This window comes from Massilia sp. Root418 (assembly GCF_001425265.1).
Classification (GTDB): domain Bacteria; phylum Pseudomonadota; class Gammaproteobacteria; order Burkholderiales; family Burkholderiaceae_D; genus Rugamonas.
Genome location: NZ_LMEC01000021.1, coordinates 200,207 through 213,479 on the forward strand (window position 1 = coordinate 200,207; position 13,273 = coordinate 213,479).

A 13,273-nucleotide genomic window follows, 5' to 3' on the forward strand; every position below is an offset into this window, starting at 1 on the left:
TTATGCATGTTACTCATAGGTGTTGTTGTATTCCGCCAGATAGCTGTCGGCCGGCACGGGCTGCCCGCCATAGCCGAGGTCTTTCACGGGGTCGATGCCGGCCGCTTTCAGGTTGGCCCAGTAGTCGTCCGAGTTGAACTGCGCCGCGCGGTAGGACAGCGTGCCGTTGCGGTTCCAGTCCGACCACGGCGCGCTGCGGTTGATGTGCGCGCCGATGCGGGAATTGAGCACCGCCATTTTGCCGACCGTTTCCAGCACAGTGGGCGTGATGGTGCCGGCCGGGGACTGGAACTGGCTGGCCGCGCCCAGCACGCAGCTGTAGCCGGGCAGCGGAACTTTGCCGTAGGGCGTGCAGCGCGCGCTGTGGAACCATTGGCGCGCCAGGTAGAACCTGCCGGCCAGCGCGAACGGCGAGCCGTCGTGCGTGAAGCGGCACCGGTCGAACACCAGGCCGTAGCGGGTCTTGTGGTTGGTGTTGGGCGCGCCGACGTAGGAGGTGCTGCGGTCGCCCAGGGATTTGATTTCGGTGTCGCGGAAGAAGGCGGTGCTGTCGCCGAAGATGAAGTCGACGTCGCCTTCGATGTAGGACTTGTTGAAGAAGCTGCGCACGGTGACGCGGGTGTCCGCGGCGCGCAGGAACAGGGTGTCCTGGAAGCCGATCAGGCGGACGTTCTCGAATTGCACCTTGTCCGCGCCTTCCACTTGCAGCGCCACGGCCTGGTGGTGCACCACGTTCTTTTGCGGGTCGACGTCGGTCTTGCCGCAGGGGCGCTCGCCGCATTCTTCGCGCGCGTTGCCGGTGTCCTTGTTGTAGCCGTTTTCGATGGTGAGGTTGCGGGCCTGGAAGCCGTTGTTGCGCACCCACATGGTCATGGAGCCGAAGGTGCCGATGTTGCCCGCGCCGGCGCGTTCCTTGACGATGGCGTGCATGGCCTGGATGGCGGGATCGGCGGCCGCGAACTGGGCGGCGTATTGGGCGGTGTAGCTGGCGCCTGTGGTGGCGGCGTCCAGCCTGGCGGTGATTTTCGTGGCGGCGGCGCTGGCGCCTTCGCCGTACAGCGTGAGCGGCGCGGTGGCGGCGGGGACGTAGACCAGTTCCTGGTACACGCCGGGCTTGACCAGGATGTAGACCCGCTCGCGCTGGCCGGAGGCGGCGGCGCGGCTGACTGCCGCTTGCACGGAATTGAAGGTCTTGACGCCGTCGGCCCTGGCGCGGGCGTCGACGGTGTAGGTGGGCTTGAAGGCGGCGCCCTGGGCCAGCGGGTCGGCCAGCGGGTCCCAGGGATCGATGCGCTCGTTGCCGGCGGGGCCGGCGTATTTCAGCACCTCGCCATAGGCGTAGTACGCCGCCTGCGCGGCCGTCAATTGGGGTCGGGCGCTGCCGCTGCTGGCCGTGGCCCGCGCGGCGGTGCTGCTGTCCGCTACGGCTTCGCGGGATGCTGCCGGCGCCGGCGCCGGCGCCTGTGCTGCGCAGGGCTGGGCAAGCAGGGCGGCCAGCGGCAGGACGGCGGCCAGCATGGCGGCGCGCGCAGCGCCGGCGGGCCAGCGGGCAGCGCGCTGCATCATTGCTGGCCCTCCGCGCGGAACTCGCGGGCGACAGCGGGGATGACGGCTTTCAGCTCGTCTTCCACCATGCGCGCGAAGTAGGCGGCACCCTTGGCGCCGAGGTGGGTGCGGTCAAAGGCGCTCTTGGGCGCGCCCTGCGGCTCGGTGGCGGCGGCCGTGGCGCCAGCGGGCGCGCCGGCGGCGGCCCCTTGGGCGGCAGGCGCGGCGCCCGGCAGGACGGCGGGCGCCATGTAGTTGGCGGGACGCGGCACCACGGCCAGCGTGTCGGCTTCGTCCTGGCCCATGGCCTGGACGGCGGCATGGCTTTTCGCGTTCAGGTCCAGCAGCGGCACGCCTTCCTGCGCCGCCACCTTGCGGACCACGTCGGCCCACGGCTGCAGGTTGTTTTCCAGGGTGTCCCCTTTGAAGGTGCGGCGCGTGAGCGGGGTCACCAGCACGGGCACGCCGCCCAGCGCTTTCACTTCCTGCGCGTAGCGTGCCATGTTGGCGGGGAATTCGGTGGCCAGGTCGGTCGAGCGTCCGGGCTTGCCCGGCTGGTCGTTGTGGCCGAACTGGATCAGTACATAGGTGGCGCGATAGGCGGCCGAGCCGCGCAGCAGGCCTTGCACCTCGTCCCAGCGGCCTTCGGCGCGGAAGCTGCCGGAACTGCGGCCGCCCCTGGCCAGGTTGATGCAGGTGTCGCTGCGGTTGATGCGGGCGCACAGCGCGTCGCCGTAGCCGCTGCTGTTGGCCATGGTGGAGTCGCCCACCAGGATGAAGCGCACGGGCTTGGTTTCGGCCGCCATCGCAACTGGCGCCGCCGCCACGAGGGCGGCGGCGCTCAGCGCCAGGGCCGCTGCGGCCCCGGCAATGTGGCGACGGGAACCAGTGCTGGAAATACTGGTCATCGTCTGTCTCCTGGTTTAGAAGTTGTAGGTGCCACGCAGGTTGAACGAACGGCCGATCGGGCTGGCCGCGCTGCTCAGGTAACCGTTGGAATAACCACTGTGGTTCGTCACCGGCGGATTGGTGTCGAACAGGTTGGTGATGCCGGCGGTGATCTGGATGTTCTTGAACCCTTTGTACGACGTGGTCAAGTTCCACACTTTATAGGATTCGATGTCGCGCCAGTACTGCTGCGCCACCAGATTCTGGTCTTCGTAGCTGGAGTTGTAGTTCTGCGTCATCTGCGCCGACCAGTCGCCCTTGCTCCAGCCCAGTTTCAGCGTGTGCTTCCAGCGGTAGGTGATGATGGGGAAGCTGCTGGTTGTGCCGTTGCTGGCCAGGCCGAAGCGGCCCACGTTGGACACGAACTCGCTGTCCTTCTCCAGCTGGTTGTCGAACTGGGTCAGGTAGGTGCCGTCCAGCTGCACCTTGAAGTTGCCGTAGTCGTTGCGCGGGAAGTCGTACGTGGCCGACACGTCGATACCGGCCGCTTTCTGGCCGCCCAGGTTCATCGTCACGTTGCGGATGTAGTTGATGGTACGGTCCGGATTGCGCACGATCAGCGACTGGTATTTTTCCGGGTTCAGGAAGTAGACCTGCTCCGGCAGGTTGGCCAGCATGTCCTTCATGCGGATGTTCCAGTAGTCGAACGACAGCGTCAGCGACTTGACCGGTTCCAGCACCACGCCCAGCGTGTAGCCGCGCGATTTTTCGGGCTGCAGGTCGGCGTTCGAGCCCACCTGCTTCGGCAGCGCCACGTTGCACACTTCCGACGCCACGAAGCCCGGCAGCGCCGTGCCGGTGCCGGCCACGCCGGGCTTGCCGCCAGGGCACAGCAGCGGGTCGTCCCACTTGGCGCTGGTCTTGCCGGTGGCGCCGGGCAGGCGGTAGCCGTAGGCGTCGAACAGGGTCGGCGCGCGGAAGCCGGTGTTGGCCGAGCCGCGGAACATCAGCTGTTTCGACGGTTCGTAGCGGAAGCTCGCTTTTGGATTGAAGGTGTTGCCGAAGTCGCTGAAATAGTCGTCGCGCACGGCCAGGTTAACGTTCAGCTGCTTGGTCAGCGGCATGTCCAGCTCGGCGAACGCGGCGTACACGTTGCGCGCGCCTTCGCCGTGCGACGCGGTGGAGTTCAGGTAGGTGACCGAGTTCTGGATCGCCAGCTTGTCGTCGCGCGTGGTGTCGCGGTGGATGTCCGCGCCTACCGCCAGCGCCATGTCGCCGCCGGCCAGGGCCATCAGCGTACGGCTGGCGTTCACGTCCACGCCGGTGAAGGTGGAGCGCGAGTCGCGGTTTTTCTGGCCGTCCACCGAGATCGATTTCAGGTAGTCGCGGCCGGCCTGGTCCTGCAGGCCGAAGGGATTGAGGGCGCCGGATTTCAGGCCGTCCAGCAGGCCCTGGCCGGTGAAGAAGCCGTTGTCGTAGTAGTTCTCGCGGTCGCTCCAGCCGATCACCAGGCCGCTGCGCACGTCCCACTCGCCGAAGCGGTTTTCATCCGCCACGGCGATGCGCTGGTTGACCTGCTTGTCCTTCTGCACGGCCACGCCGTAGTCGGCCACGGCCCAGGTCACGGTCAGCGGTTCGCCTTTCAGGCCGGCCACTGCGGGCACGCCGCCGGCGCCGCCCGGATACCATTTGCTCGACGACGGCAGGATGGCGTTCACGCCGTTCACCGCCACCGCATTGGTCGGATTGCGCGCAGCGCGGATGAATTCCTGGCCGCGCATGTAGTCGATGCTCAGGGTGTGATCTTCATTGAAACGCTTGGTGCCGCGCGCGTAGAAGGTGATCTGCTCGTTCTCGTGCAGCGCGGTGCCGTACTCCTGGTTGTTCAGGATACAGGTGTTCTTGCCGCCGATGATGGAGTAGGGCGCCACGCAGCCGGACGCGAAGTACGGGTTCTGTGCGGTCTTGTTGGTGGCGGTGGTGAAGTTGGCCGGCATGGCGTTGCCGCCGCTGCCCAGGGTGGGCGCGCGGCCGATGCTGGTCAGCAGTTCGGCGGAGCTCAGCTCGGCGCGGTCCTTCTGCGCCAGGCGGCTGCGGCGGTGCGCGTCGACGCTGGCGTAGACGTTCCAGCCGTCCTTGGCCAGGTTGCCTTTGCCCATGGTCAGGGTGAGGCGCTGTTCGTCGCCGCCGCCGTGTTTTTCAGGCTGGATGTACTGCGCGGTGACGGAGGCGCCTTCGAAGTCGCGCTTGGTGATGAAGTTGACCACGCCGCCGATGGCGTCCGAGCCGTAGATCGACGACGCGCCGTCGCGCAGGATTTCCACGCGCGACAGGGCGCTCATCGGAATCACGTCCAGGTTGGCGTAGCCGTCGGAGATGGCTTCATTGGCCAAACGGCGGCCGTTCAGCAGCACCAGGGTGCGGTTCACGCCCAGGCCGCGCAGGTTGATGTTGGTACCCGAGCCGGCGTTCGACGGCGCCAGCGAGGCCGACTGCGGCAGCGCCATCATCACGTCCGCCAGGGTGGTCATGCCGCGTTCGGCGAATTCTTCCGCCTTGATGGTCGATACCGGCAGCGCCGCTTCGGTGGCCAGGCGCTTGATGCTGGAGCCGGTCACTTCCACGCGTTGCATTTCCTGTGCGGTGGCACTGTTCATCAGCGCGAGCACGGCCAGGGTGATGGACGAGAGCAGCAGGCGCGGCTGCGCTTTGTCGAATGTGTTCATGAAGCTAAGTCTCCTGATGTTTCAAATGAAGTTATGCGGCGCGCATGCTGCGGCCGCAGGTAGAGCACCTCGCGTGCTCCGTGCCGCTGCGAGGAGGGCTGCGCGGTGAAGCGCGGCCTAGCTCGCAGGCGGTGGACAAAACTTATTTGCCGGGCGCCGCCCTCTGCGGGGCGGACGTCTTCCGGAAGTTGAATGGCAGTGGCGCGCTATCCCCTTGAAAAAGTCCGGGTCACGCGCTCAAGGTGGGCGCGCATGGCCTTCCTGGCGCCCGCTGGATCGCCGGCGGCGATCGCTTCGAGGATGCGGCGGTGGTCCTTCAGCGTTTCCTGCCGCAGTTCTTCGGTCTGGAAATGCTCTTTCAATTTGTGCCACAGGCGGCCGCGCTGGTTCCACAGGTAATCCAGCCCGCCCACCAGCGCGCTGTTGCCGGTGGCGCGCGCGATGGCCAGGTGGAAGGCGCGGTCGGCCTGTTCGTTGCTGGCCTTGTTGGCGTGGCTCGCTTCCATCTGCTCCACCGCCTTCAGGATCGCGTCCACGTCGGCCGGCGTCGCCACACGGGCGGCAATGGCGGCCACTTCGGCTTCGATCAGGCGCCGTGCGGCCAGCACTTCAAACGGTCCGGGGCCGGCTTCGGGCAGCGCCGTCTCGGCCTCCGGCAATTCGGTCACGTACACGCCGGAGCCGCCGCGCACTTCGATCACGCCGCCCAGGTCCAGCGCGATGAGCGCTTCGCGCAGCGAGGCGCGGCTGACATTGAGCTTGGTGGCCAAGTCGCGTTCGGACGGCAGGCGCGCGCCGGCGGCGATGCCTTCGCTGGCGATGAGCTGCTGGATGCGGTCCGCCACCACGCGGTACAGGCGCGGCTCGTGGCTGGCGGCGTCCGGGGTCAAAGCGGCTTTTTTCTGGATCACGGTAGGTCCCGCTGTGTTCGTTTGGTCAGACCATTCTAAGGTGGTCTGACCAAATAATCAATCTGGACTAGCCAAATTTTTTTTAATCTGCCATACTGAATTGGACAGCAGGTAACCATTAAGGACGTAAAAATGACGACAGAGCCGAGCGCGAACAGCCCGCGCTACATCCTCATGCATGAGAACGACAATGTAGCCATCGTCGTCAACGACGGCGGTCTGCCGGCGGGCGCCGTGTTCCCCAGCGGGCTGGCGCTGCGCGAGGCCGTGCCGCAGGGGCACAAAGTGGCGCTGCGCGCCTTCGCCAAGGGCGACCCCATCATCCGCTACAACGTAACTATCGGTTTCGCCTCGCGCGACATCGAGGCCGGCAGCTGGATCGCCGAGGCGCAGGTGGAAATGCCGGCCGCGCGCGAGCTGACCGGTTTGCCGATCGCCACCGTGAAGCCGCCGCCTCAGGAACCGCTGGACGGCTACACCTTCCAGGGCTACCGCAATCCGGACGGCAGCGTGGGCACGCGCAACATCCTGGCCATCACCACCACCGTGCAATGCGTGGCGGGCGTGGTGGAGCACGCGGTGCGCCGCATCAAGGCCGAGCTGCTGCCGAAATACCCCAACGTGGACGACGTGGTGGGCCTGGAGCACACCTACGGCTGCGGCGTGGCGATCGACGCCCCCAATGCCGACGTGCCGATCCGCACGCTGCGCAATATCAGCCTCAATCCCAATTTCGGCGGGCAGGCCATGGTGGTCAGCCTGGGCTGCGAGAAGCTGCAGCCGACGCGGTTGTTTCCCAAGGGTTCCATCCCGATCCAGAACGCCGGCGGCGCCGATCCGGCCCACGTGTGCCTGCAGGACCAGGGCCACGTCGGCTTCCAGTCGATGATCGATTCCATCATGAACACCGCCGACGCGCAGCTGAAGGTGCTGGACCAGCGCCGCCGCGAAACCGTGCCGGCCTCGGAACTTGTGGTTGGCGTGCAGTGCGGCGGCAGCGACGCCTTCTCCGGCGTGACCGCCAACCCGGCCGTCGGTTTCGCCACCGACCTGCTGGTGCGCGCCGGCGCCACCGTGATGTTCTCGGAAGTGACCGAAGTGCGCGACGGGATCGACCAGCTGACCTCGCGCGCCGTGAACGAGGAAGTGGCGGCCGCCATGATCCGTGAGATGGACTGGTACGACCAGTACCTGAAACGGGGCGGCGTCGACCGTAGCGCAAATACCACACCGGGCAACAAGAAGGGCGGCTTGTCCAATATCGTTGAGAAAGCCATGGGCTCCATCGTCAAGAGCGGCAGCGCGCCGATCTCCGGCGTGCTGGCCCCGGGCGAGAAGCTCAAGCAGAAGGGCCTGATTTACGCGGCCACGCCGGCCAGCGATTTCATTTGCGGCACGCTGCAGCTGGCGGCAGGCATGAATCTGCACATTTTCACCACCGGCCGCGGCACGCCATACGGCCTGGCCGAAGTCCCGGTGATCAAGGTCGCCACCCGCAACGAGCTGGCCGCGCGCTGGCACGACCTGATGGACGTGAACGCCGGCCGCATCGCCAGCGGCGACGCCTCCATCGCGGACGTGGGCTGGGAGATGTTCCACCTGATGCTGGAAGTGGCCAGCGGCCGCAAGACCTGGGCCGAGCAATGGAAGCTGCATAACGCTTTAGTGCTGTTCAACCCTGCACCGGTGACCTGAATTCGCTGTATCATACGACATCGTACAACTGCACTGGGACGGACTTTACATGAGCAAACCATTTAAACGCATCCTGCTGACCGGCGCGGCCGGCGGCTTGGGCAAAATCCTGCGCGACCGCATCAAGCCCTGGGCGGACGTGGTGCGCCTGAGCGACATCGGCGACATGGGCGAGGCGCGCGAAGGCGAGGAAATCGTCCGCTGCGACCTGTCCGACAAGCCGTCGGTGCTGACGCTGCTGGAAGGCGTGGACGCGGTGCTGCACTTCGGCGGCATTTCGACCGAAAGCAATTTCGAAGCCATCATGGCGGCCAACATCCAGGGCACCTACAACCTGTACGAGGCCGCGCACAAGGCCGGCACCCGCCGCATCATTTTCGCCAGCTCCAACCACACCATCGGCTACCACAAGGTGACCGAAGTGCTGGATGCGGACAGCCCGACCCGCCCGGACAGCATGTACGGCATCAGCAAGGTGTTCGGCGAACAGCTGGCGCGCTACTACTTCGACCGCACCGGCATCGAGACCGTGTGCCTGCGCATCGGCTCGTCCTTCCCCGAGCCGAAGAACCCGCGCATGATGCGCACCTGGCTGAGCTACGACGACCTGGTGGAAGCGCTGCGCTGCTCGCTGATGGCGCCGCGCGTCGGCCACGCCATCCTGTACGGCCAGTCGAACAACGAAGCCGTATGGTGGGACAACAGCAAGGCCGCCTTCATCGGCTTCAAGCCGAAGGACAGCTCGGAGCAGTTCAAGCACCTGTTCCCGGACACCGGCGTCTATCCGGACAAGGACGACGTGGCCACCACCTACCAGGGCGGCGGCTTCCTCAACGACGGCCCGCAGTACATCTAGCTTCGTCTACAGCGCCGCCTGCACGCCCAGCACCATGGCGTTGTAGGCGGCGTGCACCAGCATCGGCGCCAGCAGCGATTTGCTGCGCTCATAGGCCCACGCGGCGCACAATCCCAGCACCAGTACCGGCACCATCGCCAGCGGCGGATGCACGATGGCGAACAGCGCCGCGCTGCCTGCTGCCGCCGGCAGCGCCCCCGTCAGGCGGCGCAGGCCGCCGAAAATCAATCCCCTGAAGATGAATTCCTCGAACAGCGGCGCGGCCAGCACCGTCAGCGGCAGCAGCGCGCGCAGCGTGGCGGCCGGCGCTGCGCGGCGCGGCCACCACGGCGTGTCGCGCAGCAGCCACATATAGGCGGCGCCGAAGGCGCAGGCGGCAGCGGCGCCCGCGACGCTGGTGATGAGCGCGTGGCGGGCGGCAGCGGCCGCGCCGCCGTGGTGCTGTGTATTCAGCACGGCGGGTACCCCGGCGGTCTTGTGGCGCCAGTACAGGTAGCGCATCAGCAGGTAGACGACGGCGCCGGCGCACACGAAGGCGATCACGCCGCTTGCCAGGCCGCCGGCGCCGCTTCCGCGGCTTCCGCCGCGCAGCGCCAGGCCCACCAGCAGCTGCAGCACGAAGAACAGCGTGGCGGCGATCAGGCCGTCGGACAGGGCCACGCGCGCGGGCGGCGCGGCGGCCGGGTCCAGCAGGTAGGGCAGTTCGTCGCGCGCCTTCTGCCACAGCGCCAGCGCGAGCGAGGCGGTGAGGATCATGATAGCCACCGTCTGCAGCCAGGTGGTGGCGTACAGCGCGAAGATGTAGAGGCTGGACAGCATCATGTACAGATAGGCGTAGGTGGGGCGCACGCGGGCCTGGGCTTCCTGCGCATGCGGGTCGCTGGCGAATACGCCCAGCGAGACGGCGATCAGCGCGTAGACGGGAATGCCGGCCATGACCACCACGAACCACCACAGCAGGCGCCAGTTGAAGTCCGGCGTGAAGTACAGGCCGGCGGCGAAAATCAGCAGCGGGTAGAGCGCGGCCAGCGCGGTCCACAGCTGGGCTTTTTCCCTGAGCATGCTGTCGATGCGGCGCGGGAAGGTGTACAGCATCCACAGCGCGTTGCCTTCGGTGTTGATGGCCTGGAAGGCCGACAGCAGCAGCACGTAGCTGCCGATGCCGAAGGCGATCACGGCCATCAGCTGCTGGTTCTGGCCGAGCAGCGTGATGCTGGACAGCTGGCCGCTGACCAGCAGCTGGCTGGCGATGATGACCACCGGGATCAGCAGGCTTTGCGCGAGGAAGTTGCGGTCGCGGCTGAGCAGCATCAGCTCGCGCCGCTGCAGGATGGTGCCGATGCGCCAGCCCGGCCTTGTTGCGGATGCCGCCTCGGGGGCCTGGCCCGCCTGCGCGGCGCGGCCGGTGCTGGCGCTGGCGGCAGCGTTGGCGGTGGCTCTGGTGCCGGCCTTGGCGGCTTCGCGCGCGCCGCTGGCCACCACGCCATGGCGCAGCTGGCGGTGCAGCAGGGCCATGCCGGCCATCAGCAGCACGGCCGCTTGCGCCAGCATCAGGGCGGCCGCCTGCGCGGCGCCTGCGGCGGAGGGCGAGGTGAGCATCTGCACGGCGAGGCCGGGCGGCGTCCACAAGGTCCACGCGGGGAAGCTGCGCGCCCAGTCCAGCGTGAAGGAGTTGTTCGACCACATGGAGTATGAAATCCCCACATACATCAGCGGCATGCTGAGGATGGACGCCAGCGCCTGCAAGTTACGCAACTGGGACGCGGGCAGCGACAGCCGCAGCCCGGTGTCGGCCAGGGTGCGCAGCATGGCGGCCAGCATCAGCAGCGGCAGCGCGGCCAGGATCCCCAGCGGCAGCGCGAGCCAGCCGTGCTTGCCGTACCAGGCCAGCACCACGCACAGCGGCCCCAGTGCCAGCACGCCGACGGGATTGGCCACGCTGCGCTCCAGCACCCTGGCCCACAGCAGGGCGCCGCGCCGCACGGGCAGGGTCACCAGCCACTCCAGGTCCCAATCCTGCTGCGCCAGCTCGCGGCTGCCCAGGGGCATGAGCAAAGCCACCAGCCACATCATCAGCATCATCAAGGTCATGGCGGCGGCCAGCGCAGTGGTGAAGGGTGCCGCGTGCAGGTGCGCCGACGCGGTCTCCGTCATGCTGCCGACCGAGTGTGCCTTGGCCAGCGTGGCGCAGGCGCCGGGCATGTCGATCTTGCAGTGCAGGTTCAGCAGCGAGGTGCGTGCGATGTGGGTGAAACTGTACAGCATGCCCAGCCCCACCAGCGCCGCCAGCAGCCAGCGGCTGCTGCGTTTACCGTGCGAGGCGGCGCGGCTCTTGGTGTGGGCGGCTTTGCCGAAGCGCAGCGTGCCGGTCATGTTGAGCAGGCGCAGCAGGCGCAGGCGCGCCAGCAGCCAGATGGCGGTGGCCTGCGAGGGCGGCTTCATGCCGGCTCGCCGGCTTCGTCGGTAATCTTCAGGAAGACTTCTTCCAGCGAGCTGTCCGCCGAGGCCGCGCCGCGCAATTCGTCCAGCGTGCCGCTGGCCACCAGCGCGCCGCGGTGGATGATGCCCACGCGGCTGCACATGCGCTCTGCCATGTCCAGCAAGTGGGTGGACACGAAGATGGTGGTGCCCTGCGCGGCCGCCGCCAGCAGGCGCTCCTGCACGTCGCGCGCGGCGCGCGGGTCGAGGCCGTTGATCGGTTCGTCCAGCACCAGCACTGTCGGGTTGTGCACCAGCGCGCAGGCCAGGCCGAGCTTCTTCTTCATGCCCAGCGAGTAGTTCACCGCGAATTCCTCGGTGGCTTCTTCCAGCCCCAGTTCGCGCAGCAGGCGGTGCGCGCGGCCGGCCGCTTCGGAGCGCGAGTAGCCGTGCATCTCGGCGACGAATTGCAGGATCTCGCGGCCGCGCAGATAGTCGTAGAAAATCGGCGTGTCGGGCAAGTAGCCCACGTGGCGCTTGACCTCCGCCGCGTCCGCGTGGCAATCGAGGCCGTTCACCAGCACCCGGCCGGCGCTGGGCACGAGTATGCCCATCAGCATGCGGATGGTGGTGGTCTTGCCCGCCCCGTTCGGCCCCAGGAAGCCGTAGACCTCGCCGCGCGGCACGGTCAGCGTCAGCGGCTTGACGGCTTCATGGCCGCCGTAGGATTTCGCCAGTTCCTGGAATGCGATCATGGGCTGCCGAGCGCCATGCCGAAACGCTCGGTGCGCGGCATCCAGTTGCCGACGATGTCGGCCGACACCAGCACGCGCTCGGCGCGGCCGATCAGCATCTCGCGCGGCACCAGCCCGATGTAGCGCGAGTCCAGGCTGTTGTTGCGGTTATCGCCCAGCATCAGGTAGCTGCCCTGGGGGATGGTCATGGGCGGGAAGTCGCGCTTGCTGGAGGCCACTTGCGGCAGCAGCTGGATGCGGCGCTCGCTGGCGCCGGATTTTTCCGTCAGCTGCAGGGCCTGCAGCGTGCCCACGTGCTCGATCGCTTCCACGGCGTTGGCTGGCATGCTGTAGCCGGCCGGCTGGCCATTGATGATCAGCTGGTCCTTCTGCATGGCGATGGTGTCGCCGGGCAGGGCGATCACGCGCTTGATCAAGCGGGTCTTGTCCAGCGGCGAGGAGAAGGTGACGATGTCGCCGCGCTGCGGTTCCCCCAGGTGCGCCAGCACCACGTCGGTGAGCGGCACTTTCAGGTCGAAGGCGAGACGGTTGACGAACACCACGTCGCCTTCCAGCAGGTTGGGGTGCATGGACGCGGAAGGGATGGGGTTCCAGTCCGCCACGGCGGTGCGGAACAGTCCGAACAGCATCAGGAAGGCGATGAAGCCCTTGTTCGCGCGCAGCCAGCTTTTCATGTTTTTCTCCCCAGTGATTAAGATGATAACAAACTCATAGCATCATCCAACGGGAATCTTAAACCTCGCTTAGACCAAAGGCGGCCAGCATGCGGCGCTGTGCCTTGGGCGGCACGGCCAGCGCGCGGCTGTCCATGTCCTGCTCCACCCAGCCTTTTTCCAGCGCGAGTTTCAGCAGCGCCGCGCCCAGTGCGCCGCCCACGTGCGGCTTGCGTTCGCTCCAGTCCAGGCAGGGACAGGCAAAGCGGCGGCGCAGCTTGCGCAGCGCGCCGGTGTCGATGCCGAGCGCGCGGATGCCTTGTTCGCCGGCGGGCGTGAGCTGGTATTCGCTGCTGTCCGGGGCCAGCCAGCCTTGCGCGGCCATGTGGTCGTGCAAGCGCACCGCCACGGTGCCGGCCATGTGGTCGTAGCAGGTGCGGGCGTGGCGCAGCCGGTCGGGGGTGTTGGGCTTGAAGGCGGGCCGCGGCAGGCCGGCCACCACCAGCAGCGCCTCCAGCGCGGCGGCCACGTTGGCGTCGGCCAGCTGGTAGTAGCGGTGCTTGCCCTGCGCGAGCAGCTGCACCAGCTGTTCTTCCTTCAGGCGCGCCAGGTGGGCGCTCGCAGTGGACGGGCTTACTTCGGCCACGACCGACAGTTCGGTGCTGGTGCGGGCATGGCCGTCCAGCAGGCAGCACAGCATGCGGGCGCGTGCCGGTTCGGCGATGGCGCCCGCGATGCGGGCGAGGTGGTTGTCTGCATCCATGGTTCGGGCTGGAGCGAAGTGTGGTGGCGTGTTTTTCAGGATACTGCACTCCATCGACATATG

General features: G+C 67.3%; 10 protein-coding genes. 2 read left to right on the forward strand and 8 right to left on the reverse strand.

Features of this window, described 5'->3' with window-relative positions:
- Nucleotides 1-9 precede the first annotated feature (9 nt).
- From ASC94_RS19010 to ASC94_RS19025, 4 genes are all read right to left on the reverse strand, one after another.
- The gene (locus ASC94_RS19010; protein ID WP_082616666.1) at nucleotides 10-1,566 is read right to left on the reverse strand and encodes a pectinesterase family protein; all 1,557 of its coding nucleotides are present in this window, start codon (nucleotides 1,564-1,566) and stop codon (nucleotides 10-12) included.
- On the reverse strand, nucleotides 1,563-2,453 hold the full coding sequence (locus ASC94_RS19015) for a rhamnogalacturonan acetylesterase (RefSeq protein ID WP_056398715.1): 891 nt from the start codon (nucleotides 2,451-2,453) through the stop codon (nucleotides 1,563-1,565). Before ASC94_RS19015 ends, ASC94_RS19010 begins: the two co-directional genes overlap by 4 nt.
- 15 nt (nucleotides 2,454-2,468) lie before the next feature.
- Nucleotides 2,469-5,159, reverse strand: coding sequence for a TonB-dependent receptor (locus ASC94_RS19020; protein WP_056398718.1), 2,691 nt, complete (start codon nucleotides 5,157-5,159; stop codon nucleotides 2,469-2,471).
- A gap of 206 nt (nucleotides 5,160-5,365) precedes the next feature.
- Nucleotides 5,366-6,067: a FadR/GntR family transcriptional regulator gene (locus ASC94_RS19025; protein WP_056399680.1), complete on the reverse strand. Its 702-nt coding sequence runs from the start codon at nucleotides 6,065-6,067 to the stop codon at nucleotides 5,366-5,368.
- Nucleotides 6,068-6,202: 135 nt separating this feature from the next.
- On the opposite strand from ASC94_RS19025, the gene garD reads away from it, so the two are divergent.
- Nucleotides 6,203-7,765, forward strand: coding sequence for a galactarate dehydratase (garD, locus tag ASC94_RS19030; RefSeq protein ID WP_056398723.1), 1,563 nt, complete (start codon nucleotides 6,203-6,205; stop codon nucleotides 7,763-7,765).
- A gap of 49 nt (nucleotides 7,766-7,814) precedes the next feature.
- Nucleotides 7,815-8,621: an NAD(P)-dependent oxidoreductase gene (locus ASC94_RS19035; protein WP_056398725.1), complete on the forward strand. Its 807-nt coding sequence runs from the start codon at nucleotides 7,815-7,817 to the stop codon at nucleotides 8,619-8,621.
- Between the two features lie 6 nt (nucleotides 8,622-8,627).
- Here the strand turns inward: ASC94_RS19035 and ASC94_RS19040 are convergent, their stop codons facing one another.
- The 4 genes from ASC94_RS19040 to ASC94_RS19055 are packed head-to-tail and all read right to left on the reverse strand — an operon-like array spanning nucleotide 8,628 to nucleotide 13,210.
- A complete protein-coding gene (locus tag ASC94_RS19040; protein WP_056398728.1) occupies nucleotides 8,628-11,063 on the reverse strand; it encodes a CPBP family intramembrane glutamic endopeptidase in 2,436 nt (811 codons plus the stop codon).
- Nucleotides 11,060-11,794 (reverse strand): ABC transporter ATP-binding protein, encoded by a 735-nt coding sequence (locus tag ASC94_RS19045; RefSeq protein ID WP_056398731.1) that lies wholly within the window; start codon nucleotides 11,792-11,794, stop codon nucleotides 11,060-11,062. The genes ASC94_RS19040 and ASC94_RS19045 overlap by 4 nt, the downstream gene beginning before the upstream one ends.
- Nucleotides 11,791-12,468 (reverse strand): signal peptidase I, encoded by a 678-nt coding sequence (gene lepB / locus ASC94_RS19050; protein WP_056398732.1) that lies wholly within the window; start codon nucleotides 12,466-12,468, stop codon nucleotides 11,791-11,793. The genes ASC94_RS19045 and lepB overlap by 4 nt, the downstream gene beginning before the upstream one ends.
- Before the next feature lie 58 nt (nucleotides 12,469-12,526).
- Nucleotides 12,527-13,210: a helix-turn-helix transcriptional regulator gene (locus tag ASC94_RS19055; RefSeq protein WP_056398735.1), complete on the reverse strand. Its 684-nt coding sequence runs from the start codon at nucleotides 13,208-13,210 to the stop codon at nucleotides 12,527-12,529.
- Between the last annotated feature and the right edge of the window lie 63 nt (nucleotides 13,211-13,273).